20 protein-coding genes are annotated in these 21,306 nt (G+C 61.5%); 14 read left to right on the top strand and 6 right to left on the bottom strand.

Annotated elements, in window-relative coordinates; genetic code table 11:
• Positions 1–37: 37 nt before the first annotated feature.
• Positions 38–655 (bottom strand): c-type cytochrome, encoded by a 618-nt coding sequence (locus BR71_RS13420; RefSeq protein WP_043638172.1) that lies wholly within the window; start codon positions 653–655, stop codon positions 38–40.
• A gap of 91 nt (positions 656–746) precedes the next feature.
• Here BR71_RS13420 and yihA point away from each other — a divergent pair, with 91 nt between their 5' ends.
• A complete protein-coding gene (yihA, locus tag BR71_RS13415; protein WP_043638169.1) occupies positions 747–1,379 on the top strand; it encodes a ribosome biogenesis GTP-binding protein YihA/YsxC in 633 nt (210 codons plus the stop codon).
• 312 nt (positions 1,380–1,691) lie between these two features.
• On the opposite strand, the gene BR71_RS13410 is transcribed toward yihA, so the two are convergent.
• From BR71_RS13410 to BR71_RS13400, 3 genes are all read right to left on the bottom strand, one after another.
• Positions 1,692–2,564, bottom strand: coding sequence for a septal ring lytic transglycosylase RlpA family protein (locus BR71_RS13410; RefSeq protein ID WP_043638166.1), 873 nt, complete (start codon positions 2,562–2,564; stop codon positions 1,692–1,694).
• Positions 2,565–2,695: 131 nt separating this feature from the next.
• The gene (locus tag BR71_RS23610; RefSeq protein WP_081862658.1) at positions 2,696–3,160 is read right to left on the bottom strand and encodes a tRNA (cytidine(34)-2'-O)-methyltransferase; all 465 of its coding nucleotides are present in this window, start codon (positions 3,158–3,160) and stop codon (positions 2,696–2,698) included.
• 40 nt (positions 3,161–3,200) lie between these two features.
• Positions 3,201–3,911: a ComF family protein gene (locus BR71_RS13400; protein ID WP_043638159.1), complete on the bottom strand. Its 711-nt coding sequence runs from the start codon at positions 3,909–3,911 to the stop codon at positions 3,201–3,203.
• 144 nt (positions 3,912–4,055) lie between these two features.
• Between BR71_RS13400 and bioB the strand changes: the two genes are divergently transcribed.
• The 10 genes from bioB to BR71_RS13350 all read left to right on the top strand — a co-directional run bounded on the left by bioB (position 4,056) and on the right by BR71_RS13350 (position 14,729).
• The gene (gene bioB / locus BR71_RS13395) at positions 4,056–5,039 is read left to right on the top strand and encodes a biotin synthase BioB (RefSeq protein WP_043638155.1); all 984 of its coding nucleotides are present in this window, start codon (positions 4,056–4,058) and stop codon (positions 5,037–5,039) included.
• A gap of 116 nt (positions 5,040–5,155) precedes the next feature.
• Complete coding sequence (gene bioF, locus BR71_RS13390; protein ID WP_043638151.1) at positions 5,156–6,310, top strand: 8-amino-7-oxononanoate synthase; 1,155 nt, start codon at positions 5,156–5,158, stop codon at positions 6,308–6,310.
• Positions 6,311–6,382: 72 nt separating this feature from the next.
• Positions 6,383–9,232 (top strand): bifunctional diguanylate cyclase/phosphodiesterase, encoded by a 2,850-nt coding sequence (locus BR71_RS13385; RefSeq protein ID WP_081862657.1) that lies wholly within the window; start codon positions 6,383–6,385, stop codon positions 9,230–9,232.
• The gene (locus tag BR71_RS13380; protein WP_043638145.1) at positions 9,222–9,851 is read left to right on the top strand and encodes a class I SAM-dependent methyltransferase; all 630 of its coding nucleotides are present in this window, start codon (positions 9,222–9,224) and stop codon (positions 9,849–9,851) included. Before BR71_RS13385 ends, BR71_RS13380 begins: the two co-directional genes overlap by 11 nt.
• A gap of 24 nt (positions 9,852–9,875) precedes the next feature.
• Positions 9,876–10,640, top strand: coding sequence for a pimeloyl-ACP methyl ester esterase BioH (gene bioH, locus BR71_RS13375; RefSeq protein ID WP_043638142.1), 765 nt, complete (start codon positions 9,876–9,878; stop codon positions 10,638–10,640).
• Positions 10,637–11,539 carry a malonyl-ACP O-methyltransferase BioC gene (gene bioC / locus BR71_RS13370; RefSeq protein ID WP_043638138.1) on the top strand — a complete coding sequence of 301 codons (903 nt, stop codon included), beginning with the start codon at positions 10,637–10,639 and terminating at the stop codon, positions 11,537–11,539. The genes bioH and bioC overlap by 4 nt, the downstream gene beginning before the upstream one ends.
• A 4-nt stretch (positions 11,540–11,543) precedes the next feature.
• On the top strand, positions 11,544–12,089 hold the full coding sequence (locus BR71_RS13365; RefSeq protein WP_052370556.1) for a GNAT family N-acetyltransferase: 546 nt from the start codon (positions 11,544–11,546) through the stop codon (positions 12,087–12,089).
• 15 nt (positions 12,090–12,104) lie between these two features.
• A complete protein-coding gene (locus BR71_RS13360) occupies positions 12,105–13,004 on the top strand; it encodes a patatin-like phospholipase family protein (RefSeq protein WP_043638134.1) in 900 nt (299 codons plus the stop codon).
• A gap of 90 nt (positions 13,005–13,094) precedes the next feature.
• Positions 13,095–13,748, top strand: a complete 654-nt coding sequence (locus BR71_RS13355) for a glutathione S-transferase family protein (protein WP_043638132.1) — start codon at positions 13,095–13,097, stop codon at positions 13,746–13,748.
• Between the two features lie 123 nt (positions 13,749–13,871).
• Positions 13,872–14,729 (top strand): sterol desaturase family protein, encoded by an 858-nt coding sequence (locus BR71_RS13350; RefSeq protein WP_043638130.1) that lies wholly within the window; start codon positions 13,872–13,874, stop codon positions 14,727–14,729.
• Positions 14,730–15,022: 293 nt separating this feature from the next.
• Here BR71_RS13350 and BR71_RS23605 read toward each other — a convergent pair whose 3' ends face one another.
• Positions 15,023–15,736, bottom strand: a complete 714-nt coding sequence (locus tag BR71_RS23605) for a glycine zipper 2TM domain-containing protein (protein ID WP_081862656.1) — start codon at positions 15,734–15,736, stop codon at positions 15,023–15,025.
• Between the two features lie 514 nt (positions 15,737–16,250).
• On the opposite strand from BR71_RS23605, the gene BR71_RS13340 reads away from it, so the two are divergent.
• The 3 genes from BR71_RS13340 to BR71_RS13330 all read left to right on the top strand — a co-directional run bounded on the left by BR71_RS13340 (position 16,251) and on the right by BR71_RS13330 (position 20,887).
• On the top strand, positions 16,251–17,627 hold the full coding sequence (locus BR71_RS13340; protein WP_052370555.1) for an amino acid permease: 1,377 nt from the start codon (positions 16,251–16,253) through the stop codon (positions 17,625–17,627).
• 353 nt (positions 17,628–17,980) lie between these two features.
• The gene (locus BR71_RS13335) at positions 17,981–19,357 is read left to right on the top strand and encodes an amino acid permease (RefSeq protein WP_043638128.1); all 1,377 of its coding nucleotides are present in this window, start codon (positions 17,981–17,983) and stop codon (positions 19,355–19,357) included.
• A gap of 216 nt (positions 19,358–19,573) precedes the next feature.
• On the top strand, positions 19,574–20,887 hold the full coding sequence (locus tag BR71_RS13330) for a sodium-dependent transporter (protein WP_043638126.1): 1,314 nt from the start codon (positions 19,574–19,576) through the stop codon (positions 20,885–20,887).
• A gap of 90 nt (positions 20,888–20,977) precedes the next feature.
• Here BR71_RS13330 and BR71_RS13325 read toward each other — a convergent pair.
• Positions 20,978–21,306 (bottom strand): transposase (locus tag BR71_RS13325; protein ID WP_043637785.1); only part of this gene is annotated, 329 nt, incomplete at its 5' end.

Below are 21,306 nucleotides of genomic sequence, written 5' to 3'. Positions count from 1 at the left end.
CGGCCGCGCAAGCGGCGCGGTCGGGCGGCATCGGTGCTCAGCGCAGGCCGGAAATGTATTCGGCCACGGCCTTCATTTCCGCGTCGCTCATGCGGTTGGCGATATCCTGCATCGGGCCGTTCTTGCGGTCGGCGCCGGCCTTGAAGTCTTGCAACTGCTTGACGATGTAGCCGGCGTGCTGGCTGCCCAGACGCGGGTACTGGTCGGGCAGGCCCTTCCCGGCGGGGCCGTGGCAGGACATACAGGCGGGGACTTGAGTGCCGGCGTTGCCGACGCGGTAGATCTTGGCGCCCAGCGGCATTTGCGTTTTGTCGGAGGCCTCGCGGTCCTTCGACTTTTGCTCGCTGTAGTAGGCGGCGACATTGCGCATATCGTCTTCGGACAGCGTGGAGGCCATGCCCAGCATGGTCGGGTTCTTGCGCACGCCCGCCTTGAACGCCTTCAACTGGGTGTACAGATAGTGCGCGTTCTGACCCGCCAGCGTGGGGTTGGCCGCGGCTACGCTGTTGCCGTCAGTGCCGTGGCAAGCCGCGCAAACCGTTTCTACGATCTGTTTGGCCTTCACCGGGTCCGCCTTGGCGGCAACCGGCGCAGCCGCCAACGCGTTTCCGGCCAGGGTTGCAGCCGCCATCGCCAACAGCATCATACGTTTCATGGTCGCTCCTTTAGGGGCTATCCCTAAATATCTGTAAAAGTGGCAATTTCAAACCTGCTATTCTATACCAACTGATTTCACCCTTACTACTATGTCGACTTTTCAAAACGCCCGATTTTATACCACCGTCAACCACATGAAGGACTTGCCGCCCACCCGAGCGGAGGTCGCCTTCGTGGGCCGCTCCAATGCAGGCAAGTCCAGCGCTATCAACACATTGGCCAATCATGGCCGTCTGGCGCGGGTGTCCAAGACGCCGGGCCGCACTCAGCACATCAATTTTTTTGAGCTGGGTAACGAATGTTTTCTAGTCGATTTGCCCGGTTATGGCTATGCCGAGGTGCCTGAAGCGGTGCGCGCGCACTGGGTGGAGCTGCTGGGACGCTATTTGCAGTCGCGCGAGAGCCTGATCGGCCTACTGTTGATTATGGACGCGCGCCATCCTTTGAAAGAGCTGGACCGCAAGATGCTGGAGTTCTTCCGCATTACCCGACGGCCGGTGCATATCCTGTTGTCCAAAGCCGATAAGCTGTCGCGTCAGGAGCAATCCAAGGTGCTGGCCTTGGTCAAGAGCGAGCTGAAAGACTATCCGGACGTCAGCGTGCAGATGTTTTCCAGCCTGAAGAAAAGCGGGGTAGAGGACGTGGAGCGGGTGGTGAACGGCTGGTTCGACCAGTACATGGGACAGCCGGCTGCGGACGAGTCCGAGCCGCCGGAACTTTAGGAACAGGCCCGCACCTAAACAAGCAGGTGGCCAACACCTCCCGCTTGCCTCCCTGAGCGGGGCCTGGATTGATCAGGCTTGCCCCGGCAGCAGCTTGCCGGGGCTTTTTATTGGCGGCGGAAACGACAAAGGCGAAGGAGGTGTCTCCTTCGCCTTTTTTTGACCGAGCGCTTGTAGAGCCTGTTTACGATCTCGCGAGCTAGAGCGAGACAAGGCGAAAACGGCTGAGAAAGCGGCATGTACATTGGGTACATGAGCATTTCGAAGTCGGTTTCAACGCCGTATCGCCGACGCGCAGCAGATCGTTTGTTCTTACAAGCTGGTGACTACGGTCTCCACGTGCAGGTTCTCTGCGGCGTTGCGCACCGCGTCGCTGGAGCGGAAGGGCCCCAGACGCACTTTGTAGACGCCTTCCTGATTCACGATGCCAAGCTTGGACTCGTATTTATCGTCCATCTCGCCCAGCATTTTCTGCACCATCGCCTCGGCGTTGGCCAGTTTGGAGAAGCTGCCCAGTTGCAGATACTTGGGCGTGTCTTCAACGCGTCGAGCGGTGTTGACGGGACGGGTGCTGGCGATGTTCTCGCCGCCGGCGTCCGGCCATACGCGTTCGATGGCGATCTTAGCGCTGCCTTGCTTGACGAAGCCCAGGCGATAGGCCGCCGCGTAGGACAGGTCCATCAGGCGGTTCTTGTGGAAGGGGCCGCGGTCATTGACGCGCACCACCACGGATTTGCCGTTGTTAAGATTGGTAACCCGGGCATAGCTCGGGATCGGCAGCGTAGGATGGGCGGCGGTCATGGCGAACATATCGTATTTCTCGCCGGAGGACGTTTTGCGGCCGTGGAACTGCTTGCCATACCAAGAGGCGCGGCCCGTGGCTTGGTAGGGTTTTTCGCGCGTGTCGGGGCGGAAGCTCATTCCCAGCGCTGTGTAGGGCAGGTTGGCTGATTTGATCAGCGGCTCTTCCTGGGGCACAGCGTCCGGCACCAGGTTCAGGTTGACCGGAATATGGTCGGCGGGACCATCGTTCTGGAAAAAGGCTCCATTTTTGGCAACGGTTTTCTTGTTGCCGGTCGACGAGGAGGCCGACTGGTTGGTGGCGCTGGCCGTCTTCACGGTGGAACAGGCCACGAGTACGAGACTGACGAACACAAGCCACAGCCATCGGAGTACTGATTGCATAGATCTCCCTTATGCTGTCGGAACCACTGCAAACCTTGGCGCGCCGTTTGAACGTCGGCGCTTCGCGCTTGCTAGCAAGCGCTCGGACCAGGCTTTTCAGAGTCCCTTGTTGGGCCGATCTGCGAACCGCTTCAGCTTCCCCCTGCGAAATCTAGCTGTCGCCAAGCCTCGAACACCGTCACCGCGACCGTGTTCGAAAGATTGAGACTTCTTGATTCTGGACGCATCGGCAAACGAATCCTCTGCTGCGGAGGCAAAGACTCCAGCACTTCAGGCGGCAGACCGCGGGATTCGGGACCGAACAAAAAAACGTCCCCAGGTTGATAGGATATCCGGTCATGGCGCTCGGAGCCCTTGGTGGTGGCGGCAAAAATACGCCGTCCGCGCAAAGTCTCTTGACAAGCCGCCCAATCCTCATGAACCACTACGCGTGCGTACTCGTGATAATCGAGTCCCGCTCGTCGCAGCTTGGCGTCCTCCAAAGGGAAGCCCATGGGTTTGACCAGATGCAGTTCACAGCCGGTGTTGGCACATAAACGAATCACATTGCCCGTGTTGGGCGGTATTTCCGGCTGAAAAAGAATTACAGTGAACATCGTTGGCAGCCTGGATTGTTCCAAAGAATCAAAATCTTGGTCAAGTTTTAGGAGAAAAGGCCCTGGCGAGCACCCAGCCATCGACCCGTTTTGCCCCCTGTTTTTTCAAAATTTCGGCCAGCGCCGACAGGGTGGCGCCGCTGGTGGCGACGTCATCGACAATGGCGATGGAAAGCCCGTCACAGCGGCAATTTACGCCGAAAGCATGGCGGAGGTTTTTCCGGCGTTCGGCGCGTCCGAGGGAGGCTTGGGGAAGAGTGTTGTATTTTCGCCAACAAACCTCGGCGCTCAAACGGCTCGCCATTGTAGCAGCGAATGCTTTTGCCAACTCATGACTTTGATTGAAACCGCGTTCGGCAAGCCGTTCTTTTGCCAGTGGAACAGGAATGACGAGGTGATATTTTGGGCTGAGCGGTAGGGCGAAATCGGCGAGCAAGCCACCCAAGGCCGCGCCCATCTGCAGCTGTTTTCCGTATTTGAAGGCGTGGATCAACGCGGCGAGAGGGTAATCGAACAAATACGGCGCGTACAGCGCGTCAAAGGCGGGAGGCCGGCGTTGGCACTGGCCGCATAAGCCGGAGACGGGCAGCGGTTCCGCGCAGCGCGCGCATTGCGTGGACGGCAGAGCAGGCAACTGTCGGCGACAGTCCTGGCAAAAGCCCCGCTCTGCCCGCCAGTCCCCGCAGAGCAGGCATGGCTGATTAAATATTGTGCACTTGTCAGTTATGATCCTTGTCAGGTTTGACAGCATGGCGCCCTCCCCAGCAAGATGCGCTGATTCGCCCCACGCCCGGCCGGGCGTGGCACTCTGACGGTCCTGACGGCGAAAGCCGGAGTTATCCTTGCCAGATCAAGGTCTTCCATCGCCGGACAGTGACCACAGCCAGGATAGACCATGCATTCTTCCGCTATCGAATTCAAGCCTTCCGCCAACCCGCATCCGGAATCTGCCAGCTGGACTGTGGCGGAAATCGAAACGCTGCTGGCCTTGCCCTTCATGGAGCTGGTATTCCGCGCGGCCGAGATTCATCGCCAGTTTTTCGACCCCACCAAGGTGCAGCTGTCCACGCTGATTTCCATCAAGACCGGCGGCTGTCCGGAAGACTGCGGCTACTGCCCGCAATCGACGCATCACGACACGCCGGTGCCCAATCAGCCGATGCTGACGGTGGACGAGGTCTTGAGCGCCGCGCGCGCGGCCAAGGCCAACGGGGCCAGCCGCTTTTGCATGGGCGCGGCCTGGCGCGGCCCCAAGGACGCGGACTTGGAAAAAACGTTGGAAATGGTCAAGGAAGTCAAAGCCTTGGGGCTGGAAACCTGCGCCACCTTTGGTTTGCTGAAGGGCGGACAGGCGGAAAAACTGAAGGCGGCCGGCCTGGATTATTACAATCACAATCTGGATACCTCGCCGGACAAATATTCCGATATCATTGCCACGCGGGACTATGAAGATCGGCTGGACACTTTGGGAAAAGTACGCAGTGCGGGTCTATCGGTGTGCTGTGGTGGTATTGTTGGCATGAATGAAACCCGCAACGATCGCGCAGGTCTGATTGCACAGCTAGCGAATCTTGAGCCGCAACCGGAGTCGGTGCCTATCAACAAGCTGGTCAAGGTAGAGGGCACGCCGCTGGAAGGCGCCGAGCCGCTGGACTGGACCGAGTTTGTGCGCACCATCGCGGTGGCCCGCATCGTGATGCCCAAAACCTATGTGCGATTGTCCGCCGGACGCCGCGAAATGGATGAGTCCACGCAGGCTTTGTGCTTCCTTGCCGGTGCCAATTCCATCTTTTACGGCGACAAGCTCTTGACGACCGGCAACCCCGAGGTGGATGCCGACCGGCAGCTGTTGGAAAAGCTTGATCTGACGCCGCTTTGAGCGGATTGGGCGGCGGATTCGCGGGCGATGTAAAAAATGTATATATAAGGAATAGCTTGGGCGGCCGGCGAGGCTGGTTCCGGCCAAGCCCTTTTCACGGGATATTTCGAGCCGATATGCGCCTTCAAGACTTGCCTGCCGCCCTGCTGGACCTTTCCGCCACCCATTGCCGTCGCCAACGCGCGGTCATCGACAGCCCTCAAGGGGTCGAAGTGGTGGTGGACGGGCGTTCCTATGTCTCTTTCGCCAGCAACGATTACCTTGGATTAGCCGATCACCCGGCCCTGGTGCGCGCCGCGCAGCAGGGTCTTGAACGTTGGGGGGTGGGCGGCGGCTCCTCGCATTTGCTGGCCGGTCACTTCAGCGTGCAACAGCAGGCCGAGGAGGCGTTGGCGGAATTCGTCGGCCAGCCTGCGGCATTATTGTTTGGCTCCGGCTACGCGGCCAATCTGGCGATTGTCAGCAGTTTGCTGGGCCGCGGCGACGCGGTGTTCGCCGACCGGCTGAACCATGCCTCGTTGAACGACGCCTGTAGACTGAGCCGCGCCGAGTTCAAGCGCTTTCATCACAACGACCTGACGCAACTGGAACGTTTGCTGGCGGAGTCCAGCGCGCGCTCCAAACTGATCGCGGTGGAGTCGGTGTACAGCATGGACGGCGATGAAGCCCCGCTACCGGCGTTGCTGGCCTTGGCCGAACGCTATGACGCTTGGCTGTATGTGGATGACGCCCATGGCTTCGGCGTGCTGGGCGATGGTCGCGGCGCGCTGGCCGAGCACGGGCTGTCCAGCCCGCGCTTGATTTACATGGCGACCTTGGGCAAGGCCGCTGGGGTGGCCGGCGCCTTCATCTCCGGCGGAGCGGACTTGGTGGAGTGGCTGATCAATTCCGCGCGCAGTTATATTTACACGACCTCCCAGCCGCCGGCGTTGGCCTGTGCGATTCTGGCCAGCCTGCGCTTGATCTCCGAGGCGGATGAGCGGCGCGCGCGGCTGCGTGAATCGATAGAAACTGTCAAATCAGGACTATCTGAATTCAAATACTCCGTAGGGGCTTCCCGAACGCCGATTCAGCCACTTATCATAGGCAGCGAAGAACAGGCGTTGGCCATGGCCGCCCGTCTGCGCGAGCAGGGCTTGTGGGTGCCGGCGATCCGCCCGCCCACGGTAGCGGCCGGGACGGCGCGCTTGCGTCTGTCTTTGTCGGCCATGCATCAGCCGGAACACTTGCAGCGCCTGCTGTCCTGTATTCAGCGCGCCGCGGCGTCCTGAGCCGGCGCGCCCATGGGGAGGGGCGCATCGGCATGGCCGGATTTTCCAGCTAACTCATACTACGATAATCACATGAAGAGCATGGCTGAATATCTGGCGACGCCAGAGCAGGCTGCCGCAATGGCGCTGTCTCTGCTGCAAGAGCAGGGAGGAGTGCGTGTTGCCGCGGTTTGGCGGCAGCTGGGGGCGGCCTGGCAGCTCTTGGCGGCCTTGGGCGCTGCCGACGCTCTGCCTAGCGTGGAAATGCTGGAGGGCGGCGGCAGGTTGCATGCAGGCTGTGAGGCGATGCCCTTGCGCGCCGGGGAGCAGGTGCTGGGATGGTTGGTGTGGCGCGGAGACGCCGGCTCGGCGCTGAATCCTTCCGCCGCCTTGCTCTGCGCGCATCTGCTGTGCGCGCGGCTGGGCGCGGAGCAGGTGGCCGCGCGCGAAGCCAACGAAGCCTTGTTCGATATTTCGCAGTTAGCCGAAGAGTGCGGCACCATCGATCAGGTTCTGCCCGGCTTGCACCGGCAGATGATGCGGCTGATGGACGCCAGCAACTTCTACATCGCCCTATACGATGATGAAGCCCAAGTCATCCACTTTCCCTTCTACATCGACCAACGCGACCCCGCCCCACCCGCCAGCGACGCCATTTTTCCGCTGACTGGCCACGCCCAGTCCTTGACCGCCTGGTTGATCCGCGGCGGCAAGCCGGTGGTGCTGAGCCGGGAGCGCCTGCTGGAAGTGTGTCAGCAGGAGGGGCTGAGCCGGCAGGGACTGCTGCCGGCCAGCTGGATGGGGGCGCCGCTGGTCAATGCCGGCGGCCATGTGATCGGCGCGGTGGTGCTGCAGCTGTACGAGGATCAAACGCCGCTGACATCGGCCGAGCAGCAGTTGTTTCTGTTCGCCGCCCGCCATGTCGGCTTTGTGCTGGAGCGGGTGCTGCATCGCAGCCAGTTGGAGCGCCAGGTTTGGCTGCGCACCAGCGAGCTCGAAGGCGCCAACGCGCGATTGCGCGCGGAGGTGGCCGAACGCAAGCGCGCCGAGCGTTTCCAGGGCGCCTTGTTCCGTATCGCGGAGTTGTCGAATACCAGCTTGTCGCTGGAGGCTTTTCTCGGCGGTCTGCACCGCCTGCTGGCCGAAATGGTGCCGGCGCGCAATTGTCTGGTGGCCTTGTACGATCAGGCCGAGGATTGCATCAGCTTTCCCTACTGCGCCGACGAATACGCGCCGCCGCTCAAGCCGCATCGGCCCGGCAAGGGCTTTGTCGAACAGGTGCTGCACAGCGGACGGCCTTTGCTGATTGATCCCTATTCGCAGCAGAACCGCCAGCCTGAGGCCGATGAGGAGCTGCCCCGGCCCAAGAGCTGGCTGGGCGTGCCCTTGTATTGCGGCACCGATCTCCTGGGCGTGCTGGCGGTGCAGAGCTATGAAGAGGACGTGGTCTACAACTTCCGCGATCAAGAGGTGCTGGAATTCGTCGCCAACCATATCGGGGCGGCGCTGACCCGGGTCAAGGCGCTGGAAAGCCTGCAAACCGCTTACGTGGAGCTGGAGCAAAGGGTGCGGGAGCGGACCAGCGAGCTGGACGCGGTCAACGCCCAGTTGGAGTTCGACAGCCTGCACGATCCGCTGACCAAGCTGCCTAACCGCAGCTATTTTTCCAAGGCCTTGCGCCGGGCTTGGGAGACGTATTCGCATGGCGGAGGCGAGCGCTTTGCGGTGCTGTTCATCGATCTGGATCGCTTCAAGCTGGTCAACGACACCCTGGGTCATCTGGCCGGCGACCATCTTTTGTTCGAGGCCGGCGCGCGCATCCGTTCCTGCTTGCGCCATTACGATTTTCTGGCGCGGCTGGGCGGCGACGAGTTCGCGGTGTTGATGTTCGGCATGGACGGCGGCGGCGACTGCGAGCGCATCGCCCAGCGCATTGTCAGCGAGTTCGAGCGACCGGTGATCCTGGCGGGTCGGGAGGTGTTTTCCACCGCCAGCGTCGGAGTGGTGCTGGCGGACCACGAGCATTACCACAAGGCCGACGATCTGTTGCGCGATGCCGACCACGCGATGTATTGCACCAAGCAGCAGGGGCGGCAGGGTTATACCTTGTTCAACCATGAGCTGCGCATCAATCAGGCGGACCAGTTGGCGTTGGAGAGCGAACTGCGGCGCGCGCTGGAGGAAGAGGGACAGCTGCTGCCGTATTTCCAGCCCTTCATGGAAGGAGACAGCGGCGAGCTGGTCGGCTTCGAAGCCTTGGCCCGCTGGCAGCATCCGCAGCGCGGCCTGATTTCGCCCGGCTTGTTCCTGCCCATCGCCGAGGAGAGCGGGCTGATTACCCGTCTGGACCGCTATATGCTGAACGCCGCCTGCGCTCAATTGAGCGCGTGGCGCGCTCAGGGCCGGGTGGGGCCGGAGGTGGCCCTGCACATCAATCTGTCGTCGGCCCATTTCCACGATCCGGAACTGGCGGTCTGGATAGGCGAGCGCATCCGGCACTACCGGCTGCCGCCGGCGACGCTGCATTTGGAAATCACCGAAAGCGCGCTGATCGATCAGCCGGAAATCGCCGCCACCGTGATGCACGCGTTGCATGAACTGGGGGTTCGGCTGGCCTTGGACGACTTCGGCACCGGTTATTCGGCGCTGTCCTATCTGCATCGCTATCGTTTCGATGTGCTGAAAATAGACCAGTCCTTTGTCTTCGATCTGGATCGCACTCAGGAATCGGCGGCTATTGTGCGGGCTATTCTGGCGTTGGCCAAGGCCCTGGATCTGGAGGTGGTGGCCGAAGGCGTGGAAACGGCCGCTCAACTGGCCATGCTCAAAAAGATGGGCTGCGGCAAACTGCAAGGCTTTTACTTCGCCGCTCCGGCGCCGGCCCAGGGCGTGGACTGGGAGCGGCTGGCCCGCTTCCGCAAGGAGTTCCAAGGTGAGTGTTAGCGGATGGCGGCGCTGGCCGCAGGCATTCAACCGCTGGCGCTACAACCTGTATGCGCCGGTCTACGATAGGGTGGCGCAGGCTTTCGCCGCGCGCCGTCGCCGTTCCATCGCCCTGCTCAATCCGCAGCCGGAGGAGCGCATCCTGCTGGTGGCCGCCGGCACCGGTTTGGACCTGGACTTTATGGTGCGCTGCCGCCATGTGGCCGCCATCGACATCTCGGACGGCATGCTGGCGCGGCTGAGCGCTCACGCCGAGGCCCTGGGCATGGCGGTGGACGCCAGGGTGATGGACGCGCAGGCGATGGATTTCCCCGACGCCAGCTTCGACGCGGTGGTGCTGCATCTGGCGTTGGCGGTGGTGCCGGACCCGCAAGCCTGCATCCGCGAAGTGGAACGCGTGCTCAAGCCCGGCGGCCGGGCGGCGGTGTTCGATAAATTCCTGCCCGACGGCCAGCGGCCGTCCTTGTTGCGCAGCGCCGGCAACCAGCTGTCGCGTCTAATCGCCACCGACATCAACCGTCGGCTTGAAGATATCCTGGCGGCCTGTCGTTTGAGCAAGGTTCATGACGAAGATGCCGGACTAGGTGGTTTCTTTCGCATCGCGATCTTGCGAAAATGATGGTTTCACCCCATCTGGTCGTCCATGAGTCTGTTTGTTGAAACGCTGGGTCAAGGCCCGGACGTCGTCCTGCTGCACGGTTGGGGCTTGCATGGCGGTGTGTTCAGCCGCGTGGCGGCGCAATTGGCTGCCTGTCATTGCGTGCATCTGGTTGACCTGCCTGGTCACGGCGCATCCGCCCCGTTGGCCTCCTTCGATGCCGACGCGGTGGCCGATCTATTGGACCAGGCTTTTCCATTGCCGCTGCAATTGGTGGGCTGGTCGCTGGGCGGGCTGATCGCCCAGCATTGGGCGGCCCGCCATCCCGACAAGATCAAGAGCCTGGCCTTGGTGGCGACCAGCCCGCGCTTCGTGCGCGAGGAGGGCTGGCCGCACGCGCAGGAGCGCAAATCCATTGAAGCCGTGGCCGCCAGTCTGGACGGCGCCTTCGAGCAGACGCTGGAGCGTTTCCTGGCCTTGCAGATGATGGGCGCGCCGTCCGCCCGCGACACGCTGAAGGCCTTGCGCGCGGACCTGTTCGCTCATGGCCGGCCGCAAGGCCTGCTACCTGCGCTGGAACTGTTGCTTATGGCCGACGCGCGCGCGCTGGCCGGCCGCATTCAATGCCCGGTGGGCCTGTTCTACGGCGCCCGCGACGCCATCACGCCGATAGGCGCCGGCCGTTGGCTGGCCGACGCGCTGGGCGATGCCCGGCTTTATGAATTTCCGCAAGCGTCGCATGCGCCGTTTCTGTCGCACGAAGCCGAATTCGTCGCCGCGCTTGCCCTGCATTTGGAAACCCATGCATGACTGAAGCGTTTTACACCGACAAGGCGCGCGTGCGCGCCTCGTTTGAGAAGGCCGCGGCCAGCTACGACTCCGCCGCGGTCTTGCAGCGCGAAGTCTCCGACCGGATGTCCGAGCGGCTGGACTACATCAAGTTTCAGCCGCAAGTGGTGCTGGACGCCGGCGCAGGCACCGGCTACGGCTCGGCCCAATTACGCGCCCGTTATCCAGATGCGCGCGTGGTGGAGCTGGACCTGGCCCAGGCGATGCTGCAAGCCTCCCGCGCCAAGCAGCAGAGCGGCGACGGCCTGTTGAAGAAACTGTTTCGCCCCAGCCTGCCGTGGCAGGTGGTGGCCGACGTCGAGCGCTTGCCGCTGGCGGACGCCAGTGTGGATATGATCTGGTCCAGCCTCACCATCCAGTGGGTCAATGTGCCGGATAGCGTGTTCGCCGAATTCCGCCGTGTGTTGAAGCCCGAAGGCATGCTGATGTTTTCCACCCTGGGCCCGGACACCCTGCATGAATTGCGGGGCGCCTTTGCCGGAGTGGACCGCGCCACCCACGTCAACCAATTCATCGACATGCACGATCTGGGCGACGCGTTGATGCGCGCCGGTTTCGCCGAGCCGGTGATGGACATGGAAAAAATCGTGTTGACCTATGGCCGCGCCCGCGACGTGATGGCGGACCTGAAAGCCATCGGCGCGCACAACGCCACCAGCGGCCGCGGCCGCGGCCTGATGGGCAAGCACGCCTGGCAGCGGGTGGAGGCGGCGTATGAGGATCTGCGCCGCGACGGCAAGCTGCCGGCCACCTACGAGGTGGTGTACGGCCATGCCTGGAAGGGCGGCGACAAGAAACTGGCCAAGTTCAGCGACGATGGCCGTCAGGTGATCGAGTTCGTCAAGAAACGGCCGGAATAAGGCGATGCCGACCATCCGCCCGGCGACGCAGACAGATGCCGCTTGCCTAGCCGCCTTGTCGATTCAAGTGTGGCTGAGCACCTACGTGACCGACGGCGTCCGCCGGGACATGGCCAACTATGTGTTGAGCGAATTCACGCCGGCGAATTTCGAGGCCTTGATTGTCGGTTCCGCGCATCATCTGCTGGTGATGCAGCAGGATGATTTCCTGATTGGCTACGTACTGTTGAAGCGGGACAGCCCATGCCAGGGCTGTGACTTCGCCACCGTGGAAGTCGAGCGGCTCTATCTGGTGGAGAGCCGTACAGGGGAAGGACTGGGCCGGCGCTTGCTAGAAGCGGGACGGCGTTGGGCGTTCGCCCTTCCTGAGCCCGCCCGCCTGTGGCTGACAGTGTGGCACGGCAATGAGCGCGCGATCGCGTTCTACCGCCGGTTGGAAATGGATGTCCACGGCGAATGCTATTTCGAATTGGAGGGCGCGCGGCATCTGAACTATGTGATGCTGGATTCCGCGTCCGTTGGGGCGGCGTTGATTGCCGCCGATGTCTGAAAGCCTGATGGAATCATGATTAGCAAACATACACTCCGGCCCTGGTTGCTGGCGAGCATGGCCGCGCTGCTGGCTGCCTGCTCCACCTTGTCTTCCCCCCCCGCGGCGGTGACGCCCAAGCCGGTGCTGAAGCCCAAGATCGGTTTGGCGCTCGGCGGCGGCGCGGCCAAGGGCTTCGCCCATGTCGGCGTGATCAAGGTATTGGAAGCCGCCGGCCTCACGCCGGACCTGGTGACTGGCACCAGCGCCGGCAGCGTGGTCGGCAGCCTGTACGCATCCGGTCTTAGCGGCATGCAGTTGCAGAGCCGGGCGATTCAATTGGATGAATCCAATCTCACCGACTGGACCTTGTCCAGCAAGGGCGTGATCAAAGGCGAGAAGCTACAGAACTGGATTAACGCCCAGGTGGCCAACAAGACCATGGAACAACTGCCGCGGCCGTTTGGCGCGGTGGCCACCGAACTGGACAGCGGCCGCAAAGTGGTGTTTCGCCTGGGCAACACCGGCCAGGCCGTGCGCGCCTCGGCCAGCATTCCCAATGTGTTTCTGCCGGTGAAGATAGGCAACAAGAGCTATGTGGACGGCGGCCTGGTCAGCCCGGTGCCGGTCAGCGCCGCGCGCGAGATGGGCGCGGACTTCGTCATCGCCGTCGATATCTCGGCGCGGCCGCGCAAGGGCGCCGCCACCGGTTTTCTGTCCATGCTGGACCAGAGTCTGAACATCATGAACGGGCCGGCGCTGGCGCAGGAGCTGAAGCAGGCCGACGTAGTGATACGCCCGCAAGTGCAGGATATCGGCTCCGCCCAGTTCGATGCGCGCCACCAGGCCATCCTGGAGGGCGAGCGCGCGGCGCAAGCGGCGCTGCCCCAGATCCGGCAATTGCTGCAGCAAAAAGCCATTGCCATGAATAAGTAATGGCATAATGCTGCCGGGCTGGTCCTGCATTGCAGCATGGCCGGCCGCCTTCCATCAGCAACCGCAGGCCCGGCCTGCCTGGAGACCTGAATGATCAAGCTTTACGGCGCTGCGCTGTCCCCTTATTACAACAAGGTCAAAATCGCCTTGCTGGAAAAGGGCGTCAACTTCCAAGAAATCCTCACCGCCCCTTCGCAGCAGGAAGAACTGCTGGCGAAGAGCCCGATGGGCAAGATTCCTTTTGTCGAAGTGGGCGGCCACGCCATGGCGGAGTCATCGGTGATCCTGGAATGGCTGGAGGATGCCTATCCCACCGCCTCCTTGCTGCCGCCTACGCCGAACGGCCGCGCTCATGCGCGCCAATTGAGCGCGATGCTGGATTTATACGTGTTGTCGCCGGCGCTGCCGCTGTACCGCCATTGGCTGTTTGGCAGCCCGCTGGAAGCCGGCGCCATTGACGCCGCTCGCCAGCAGATCACTCGAGGCGTGGCGGCCTGCGCGCAGTTGCTGGATTACGGGCCTTGGGCCTGTGGCGAAGATTTCAGCAGCGCCGACATCAGCGCCGCCTGCATCCTGCCGGCGCTGGAGCAGATGAGCAAAGCCTTGCTGGGCGAAGACGTCACCGCCGGTTTTCCCGACCGCGAGGCCTATCTGCAGCGCCTGTCCGGGCGCAGGAGCGTGAACCGGACCTGGAGCGAGAGGGAGGCGGCCTTGACCGCGTTCCGCGCGCGTCAGCAGCAGTAGGGTAGACCGCAGGACAGGGCTGATCCGCTTGCCGGCATTCGGTGTTTGAGTAATTATAGAGCTCAAACTCCAATCAAGTGTTTGCGTTAGCGCGTGGACACAGTTCCCAAGCGGGAGGCGGTGATGAAGTTCGACATTCAACTGCTGCTGTTGGCTTTGGCGCCGGTATTCCTGGCCTGCGTTGCCGGCGAGCTCTGGTATTTGCGCCGCCAGGGCCGGCTCAGCCTTTACGACTGGCGCGACTCGGTGTGCTGCGCCTGTTTGGGTTTGTTGCATCAGGGCGCGGACAAGCTGGCCTGGGTGCTGGTGCTGCCCTTGTACGCATGGATTTATCAGCAGCACCGCTTGTTTCAGTTTTCCGATTCCTGGCTCAGCTTCCTGCTGCTGTTCATCGGTCAGGATTTTCTCTACTACTGGTTCCACCGCGTCAGTCATCGCGTGCGCTGGCTGTGGGCGGCGCACAGCGTTCATCACAGCTCCACCCGCATGAATTTCACCACCGCCTTCCGTCAAAGCCTGATGTATCCATTGGCCGGCATGTGGGCGTTCTGGCTGCCGCTGGCCTGGCTGGGTTTCCCGCCGGAGCAGGTGGTGGGCGTGGTGTTGCTGAACCTGGCGTTCCAGTTCTTTGTGCATACCCAGGCCTGCCCCAAGCTGGGCTGGCTGGAGTACGTGCTCAACACTCCATCCATCCATCGCGGCCATCATGCCAAGAATCCGCGCTACATCGACCATAACTACGCAGGCGTGTTGGTAGTTTGGGACCGTCTGTTCGGCACCTATGTGGAAGAGTGCGAGCAAGATCCCTGCGACTACGGCACGGTCAAGCCGGTGAATAGCTTCAATCCGCTGTGGGTCAGCGTGGTGGAATGGCGCGACATGCTGCGCGAAGCCTGGCGCGCGCCCAACTGGAAAGACCGTTGGACGGTCTTGTTCGGCCCGCCAGAAGAGGCGGAGGCGGTTGCTGCGCGTTGGCGCTGAGCACCTGTTTGTAATCGGCCTCCGCGTCGGTGGTGACATGGCGCGATGCGTATCGGCTTCGAAATGCTCGTATACCGTATTGAGCAAAGCGGGCTGCGCTGCGGCAGCGCCTTGCTTCACTTTAGCTCGCGAGACTTTGAACAGGTTCTGAGGGTATGAAAAAAAGCGGACCGGGAGGTCCGCTTTTGCGTGGCAAGGCTTGGGGGTTAAGCGCGGCCAAAAAATTCAGCTTTTACGGCCGAAGCAAGTCGCGCGGCAAGTCGGTGCAACGCAGCATCAGGATTGTAGCCGCTCTAAACCAGCACCTTGCCGTTCTTGGCCGGCAAGGTTTTACCCTTGGGCTTGCGATCCATGCGTACGGTGCCGGTCTTGCCGTCCAGCGAGTATTTGACGTCGTAGCCGACGACCTTCTCGCTGCTTTCGTTCACTTCATTGCAAATAGTCTGGGTGCTGTTGACCTGATCGCGTTGCTGCATGCCTTCCTGCACCTTGTTGCCAGCCAGACCGCCGGCCAATGCGCCGATCACGGTGGCGGCTTTCTTACCGTTGCCGCCGCCCACTTGATTGCCCAGCACGCCCCCGAGCACGCCGCCTATCACGGAGCCGGCGATGCGATTTTGATCCTGAACCGGCGCTTGATGGGTCACTTGCTCCTGATGGCATACCTGCTTCGGCGCATTGACGGTTTCCTTGATCGGCGTCACCGCCAGAATGCGGGCATGCGTGGCGTGAACCGGCGCCGCCGGCTTGGCCGGCGCGCTTGGTTCGGCGGGCTTCGCAACGGCTTGAGCCGTTTGAGCAGCGGCCGCCGCGACGGTAACCGGAGCGGAGGCCACCGTGGGCGGCAGAACCGCGGCGGCGGATGCTGCGGCCGGCGCGCTGGCGGTTTGCTGAGGCGCGGCCGCGGTTTGCGGGTTGGATTTCACGGCCTGATAGCCGGCCACGCCCAGACCGCCAAGGGCAATGCCGCCGCCCAGCACGCTGGCGATCAACAAGGATTGTTTCATGGTTCGTCTCCAAAAAGCAGGCCGTCTATGCGGCCGTAATCATGATGAGTGAGATGAAATTCAGACACTTTATGGTGGCAGACAGTTGCAAATTAAATGTTTTCCATTTGTTACTAAAAGTGGCGAGTCGTTAGCGTTTACGGGAGCGAGGGCGGGGAGCGACTATCGATAGCGGTTTGATTTAAATCAAGATATCGGCAAGCAAACGCTTGCTTATGTGTCATTGTACTGATACGGGCGGAGGAGAGGGCGCGTGGCAGAAATTTGCAGTAGTCTGCAGCTTGTTGAGCAATTTGAGCAAAGTATTTGTTTAAATAATCGAATTTAATTTCATTGTATTCAATATATGACGTGATCGAGGCATAAAAATCCAATGTCGTCGTTTGACTCAGTCTGCGCTTAGGTGCTTAATGTTCAGCTTGTCGATGTTTGCAACAGGAACGACGCGGCTTGCCTGAATTGTCATGCTGTTGGTATTAATGTTGCTGGAAAATGATGATTTGAGGGGGCAGCCTTGACTGATATCTCCACTGAAGCCGGTTTGAAACGCGGCTTGAAAAACCGCCACATACAATTGATCGCGCTGGGCGGCGCGGTAGGCACCGGACTGTTCCTCGGTTCGGCCAGCGTGCTGAAAGCCGCCGGCCCGTCGATGATTCTGGGCTACGCCATCGCCGGCCTGATCGCCTTCATGATCATGCGCCAACTGGGCGAAATGGTGGCACAGGAGCCGGTGGCCGGCTCGTTCAGCCACTTCGCCTATCGTTACTGGGGCGATTTCGCCGGTTTCCTGTCCGGCTGGAACTACTGGGTGTTGTACATCCTGGTCAGCATGGCCGAGCTCACCGCCGTAGGCGCCTATGTCCAGTACTGGTGGCCTCATGTGCCCACCTGGGTGTCTGCGCTGGTGTTCTTCGTCTGTATCAACGGCATCAACCTGGCCAACGTCAAGGTTTACGGCGAAGCGGAGTTTTGGTTCGCCTTGATCAAGGTGGTGGCGGTGATCGCGATGATTCTGTTTGGCGGCTATCTGCTGCTGACGGGCACCGGCGGTCCGCAGGCCTCGGTGAGCAATTTGTGGAGCGACGGCGGCTTCTTCCCGCACGGCTTTGGCGGCTTGTTCATGATGATGGCGGTGATCATGTTCTCCTTCGGCGGTCTGGAGCTGATTGGCTTGACTGCGGCTGAGGCGGACAATCCGCGCACCACCATCCCCAAGGCGGTGAATCAGGTGATTTACCGTATCCTGATCTTCTACATCGGTTCGCTGGTGGTGCTGCTGTCCTTGTATCCGTGGAGCAAGGTGGCGTCCGGCGGCAGCCCTTTCGTGATGATTTTCCAGCAGATTGGCTCCGGCCTCACCGCCAACCTGCTTAACTTTGTGGTGTTGACCGCGGCGCTGTCGGTGTACAACAGCAGCGTCTACGCCAATAGCCGCATGCTGTACGGGCTGGCCAAGCAAGGCAACGCGCCCAAGGCCTTGATGCAGGTGGACAAGCGCGGCGTGCCGGTGATGGCGATCCTGGTTTCGGCGGCGGCGACTTTCGCCTGCGTGATCCTCAACTATGTGTTGCCGGGCGAGGCGCTGGGCATATTGATGTCGCTGGTGGTGGCCGCCTTGGTGACCAACTGGGCGATGATCAGTCTGACGCACTTGAAGTTCCGTCGCGCCAAGATCGAGGCCGGCGAACAGCTGGTGTTCAAATCCTTCTGGTTCCCGCTGACCAACTGGGTCTGCCTGGCCTTCATGGCGATGATTTTGCTGATCCTGTTGCTGACGCCGGGTGCCGCTGTATCGGTCTATGTGTTGCCGATATGGTTGGGGCTGTTGTGGGTGGGTTATCGCGCCAAGGGCACACCGACGGCGGAGCCCGCGCGTCAAACGCCTTGAGGATGACTTCATCGGTCGCCGCTCTGGCGAGACCGTAATCGGCAGGGCCGCCTCCGCAGGCGGCCCTGCTCTTTTACGCCGGCTTCTCCGATATTAAAATTTTTTTGGACAAAGTGTCCGATAATTTGAAGCTATAGCATTGGTCGGCAATTCTTTGCTAAATGCAGTGAAATGCTTTTTGACCTTATGTCTTGTTTTGTTTAATCTGGTCGTGGTTTGTTTGAAGTTGATGTATGTAATAGGGATGTCCTGCTGGTTTTATTGGACTTATTGTCCAGTTTTGAGTGGTAAGGGCCTTGCTGCATTGATGAAGCAATACCGTTCCATTCACTCAATCAGCAGGAGGCGCCAAGGTGAGCGTTACCCCCACTTCCACCGGTTTGAAGCGCGAGCTGAAAAACCGCCATATTCAGTTGATCGCGCTGGGCGGCGCGATCGGCACTGGTCTGTTCCTGGGCTCGGCCAGCGTGTTGAAAGCGGCCGGACCGGCTATGATTCTCGGCTACGCCGTCGCCGGCTTCATCATTTTCCTGATCATGCGCCAATTGGGCGAGATGTTGGCCGAGGAGCCGGTGGCCGGCTCGCTCAGCCATTTCGCCGATCGCTACTGGGGCAAGTTTCCCGCCTTCCTGTCTGGCTGGAATTACTGGGCGCTGTATGTGCTGGCCGGCATGGCCGAACTGACGGCCGCCGGCGAATACGTGCGCTACTGGTGGCCGGATGTGCCCACTTGGGTCACCGCGCTGGTCTTCTTCACGGTGATCACCGGCGTCAATCTGAGCAGCGTCAAATATTACGGCGAGACGGAGTTCTGGTTCGCGCTGATCAAGGTGGGCGCGGTCATCGCGATGATCGTGTTCGGCGGCTATCTGCTCTTGTCCGGAAACGGCGGTCCGCAGGCCTCGGTGAGCAATCTGTGGCGCGATGGCGGCTTCTTCCCGCACGGTGTCGGAGGCCTGTTCATGACGATGGCGGTGATCATGTTCTCCTTTGGCGGCCTGGAACTGATAGGCATGGCGGCGGCGGAGACCCAGGACCCGCAGAAAACCATCCCCAAGGCGGTGAATCAGGTGATCTACCGCGTGCTGATTTTTTACATCGGCTCGCTGTTGGTGCTGCTGTCTTTGTATCCGTGGAGCAAGGTGGCTGCCGGCGGCAGCCCCTTTGTGATGATTTTTGAGCAGATCGGGGCCGGTTTCGCCGCGCACGGGCTTAATTTCGTGGTGCTGACCGCAGCCTTGTCGGTGTACAACGGCGGCGTCTACGCCACCAGCCGCATGTTGTTCAGCCTGGCTCAGCAGGGCAATGCGCCCACGCGCATGGCCAAGCTGGACAAGCGGGGGGTGCCGGTCAACGCCACCTTGTTCTCGGCTCTGGCGACTTTCGCCGGCGTGGTGCTTAACTACCTGTTGCCCAACGGCGCGCTGGCGCTGCTGATGTCGTTGGTGGTAACCGCGCTGGTGATCAACTGGGCGATGATCAGCCTCACGCATTTGAAGTTTCGCCGCGCCCAGGGTGGTCGCAAGCTGGTGTTCGCTTCCCTGTGGCATCCGTTCGCCAACTGGCTGTGCCTGGCCTTCATGCTGATGATTCTGGGCGTGATGTTGTTCACGCCGGGCATCGCGGTGTCGGTGTATGTGCTGCCGGCCTGGTTGCTGGCGTTGTGGCTAGGTTTTCGGCTGAAGAAGGCGGGGATGGCGGAGGCCGGCTTGGCTGTCGACAAGGCGTGAGCGCGCATGCCGGGCTTGACGTACTGGGGCGTGAACCGGCATGCTGGCGAACTTATGAAGCAGAAGATCCCATTCCAGACCAAATCGTGGTGGTGGCGCAGCTAATCGGCGCGCCAGGGATTTTAGCATCTGTTTTCCGGGCCGCCGTCATGGGCGGCCTTGTTGTATCCAGCGTTACCCCGTGCGGCGGCAAATTGTTCTGACTCAGGAGTTGTCATGTCTCGCACGCAATGGGGTTCCCGCCTCGGTTTCATTCTGGCTTCGGCCGGCGCCACGGTCGGCCTGGGCTCCATCTGGAAGTTTCCCTACGTCACCGCGATGAACGGCGGCGGCGCCTTTCTACTGATCTATCTATTGCTCACCTTCACCTTGGGCATCGCCTTGCTGTTGGCCGAGATCGCCATCGGCCGCGCGGCCGCTTGCGGCGCGGTGAGCGCTTTCGCCCGGCTGGGCTCGCGCCGCTGGAAGCTGGTGGGCTATGCCGGCGTGTTGTGCGGCTTCCTGGTGTTTTCCTTCTACAGCGTGGTGGGCGGCTGGACTCTGGGTTATCTGCTGCGCGCCCTCGACGGCCGGGTGATGAGCAACGACCCGGCGGCGCTGGCGCGGCTGTTCGGCGATTACGTGTCCAATCCCTTCGAATCGCTGCTGACTCACGCCTTGTTCACCGGGCTGACCTTGCTAGTGGTGATGTGCGGGGTGCAGAAGGGGATTGAGCGGGCGGGCAAGGTGTTGATGCCGCTATTGTTCCTGCTGATGCTGGGCTTGATTGCGCGCTCGCTGACTTTGCCGGGCGCGGAGGCCGGCGTGGCGGCCCTGCTGACGCCGGATTTCTCCAAAGTGACGCCGGGCATGCTGGTGGAGGCCTTGGGTTTGGCCTTCTTCTCCTTGTCGGTGGGCGCCGGCTGCATGATCGCCTACGGTTCCTACCTGGGCAGGGACGCGAAATTGGCGAGCGCGGCATTGTGGGTCACCGGCCTGACCACGCTGACCTCGGTCCTGGCCGGTCTGATGATCTTCCCGGCGATCTACGCTTTCGGTCTGGATCCGCAGGCCGGTCCGGGCCTGACCTATATGACCATGCCGGTGGTGTTCAACCACCTGCCTTTCGGCCAAGGCTTGGCGGCGGCTTTCTTTCTGCTGCTGCTGATGGCGGCGCTGACTTCTTCGGTGTCTCTGCTGGAGTTGGTGGCGGTGTTTCCCATCGATGAGTGGGGCGTCGGCCGACGCAAGGCGACGCTGCTCATTTGTCTGCTGGTGTTTTGCGCCGGGGTGCCGGCGGCGTTGTCCTTTGGGCCGCTGGCGGGTTGGAAGCTGTTCGGCCGCAATGTGTTCGAGCTGATGGACTACACCGCGTCCAACATCCTGCTGCCGCTGGGCGGCATCGGCACCGCCTGCTTCGCCGGCTGGGTGATCTGGCCGACCATGCGAGCCGAGTTGAAATTGCCCAGCGCCTTGGCCTCCGGCGTGCGCTTTATTTATTGCTGGGCGGCTCCGGTCCTGATCGGCTTGGTGCTGGTCTACAATATCTGAGCCGAGGTTCCGCGCGCGGCCCGCGGCCCATTGCCGGCCGCGCGCCGCGAAGCGGCGCATGCAGGCTCCGAGCAGGTTCTTAGAACCTGTTTACGATCTCCGGAGCAATAGAGCCAGGAAAGCCAAGTGGATGAACTGCAAGCTGGTATTGAGTTTCCGCTCACAGTTCTTCCACAGCCTTCTGCTCTTTTCCAACCAAGCGAAGCTGCGCTCCACAATCCATCGTTTTGGCATCACCTTGAACGTATGCAGCTCGCTTCTCTTCGCGATCTGTACCGTCACATACCCGCCCAGAATCTCCCGCACTCCCTGCGCGAAGGGCTGGCCCACGTAACCGCTGTCGCACAGCAGGCTTTGCACCCGCTTGAGCCCACTCTGGCAGCGCGCCAGCGCTGTGAGGGCTCCTTTGCGATCAGTCA

Source organism: Chromobacterium haemolyticum DSM 19808 (assembly GCF_000711885.1).
GTDB lineage: Bacteria > Pseudomonadota > Gammaproteobacteria > Burkholderiales > Chromobacteriaceae > Chromobacterium > Chromobacterium haemolyticum.
Note: the sequence above shows the minus strand (reverse complement) of the source record. Positions and strands in the feature narration are given on the sequence as shown.

What these genes read in the sequence shown, in the direction of transcription:
- BR71_RS13420 (WP_043638172.1), bottom strand. Translation starts at nt 655, where the DNA reads ATGAAACGTATGATGCTGTTGGCGATGGCGGCTGCAACCCTGGCCGGA.
- yihA (WP_043638169.1), top strand. Translation starts at nt 747, where the DNA reads ATGTCGACTTTTCAAAACGCCCGATTTTATACCACCGTCAACCACATG.
- BR71_RS13410 (WP_043638166.1), bottom strand. Translation starts at nt 2,564, where the DNA reads ATGCAATCAGTACTCCGATGGCTGTGGCTTGTGTTCGTCAGTCTCGTA.
- BR71_RS23610 (WP_081862658.1), bottom strand. Translation starts at nt 3,160, where the DNA reads ATGTTCACTGTAATTCTTTTTCAGCCGGAAATACCGCCCAACACGGGC.
- BR71_RS13400 (WP_043638159.1), bottom strand. Translation starts at nt 3,911, where the DNA reads ATGCTGTCAAACCTGACAAGGATCATAACTGACAAGTGCACAATATTT.
- bioB (WP_043638155.1), top strand. Translation starts at nt 4,056, where the DNA reads ATGCATTCTTCCGCTATCGAATTCAAGCCTTCCGCCAACCCGCATCCG.
- bioF (WP_043638151.1), top strand. Translation starts at nt 5,156, where the DNA reads ATGCGCCTTCAAGACTTGCCTGCCGCCCTGCTGGACCTTTCCGCCACC.
- BR71_RS13385 (WP_081862657.1), top strand. Translation starts at nt 6,383, where the DNA reads ATGAAGAGCATGGCTGAATATCTGGCGACGCCAGAGCAGGCTGCCGCA.
- bioH (WP_043638142.1), top strand. Translation starts at nt 9,876, where the DNA reads ATGAGTCTGTTTGTTGAAACGCTGGGTCAAGGCCCGGACGTCGTCCTG.
- bioC (WP_043638138.1), top strand. Translation starts at nt 10,637, where the DNA reads ATGACTGAAGCGTTTTACACCGACAAGGCGCGCGTGCGCGCCTCGTTT.
- BR71_RS13365 (WP_052370556.1), top strand. Translation starts at nt 11,544, where the DNA reads ATGCCGACCATCCGCCCGGCGACGCAGACAGATGCCGCTTGCCTAGCC.
- BR71_RS13360 (WP_043638134.1), top strand. Translation starts at nt 12,105, where the DNA reads ATGATTAGCAAACATACACTCCGGCCCTGGTTGCTGGCGAGCATGGCC.
- BR71_RS13355 (WP_043638132.1), top strand. Translation starts at nt 13,095, where the DNA reads ATGATCAAGCTTTACGGCGCTGCGCTGTCCCCTTATTACAACAAGGTC.
- BR71_RS13350 (WP_043638130.1), top strand. Translation starts at nt 13,872, where the DNA reads ATGAAGTTCGACATTCAACTGCTGCTGTTGGCTTTGGCGCCGGTATTC.
- BR71_RS23605 (WP_081862656.1), bottom strand. Translation starts at nt 15,736, where the DNA reads ATGAAACAATCCTTGTTGATCGCCAGCGTGCTGGGCGGCGGCATTGCC.
- BR71_RS13330 (WP_043638126.1), top strand. Translation starts at nt 19,574, where the DNA reads ATGTCTCGCACGCAATGGGGTTCCCGCCTCGGTTTCATTCTGGCTTCG.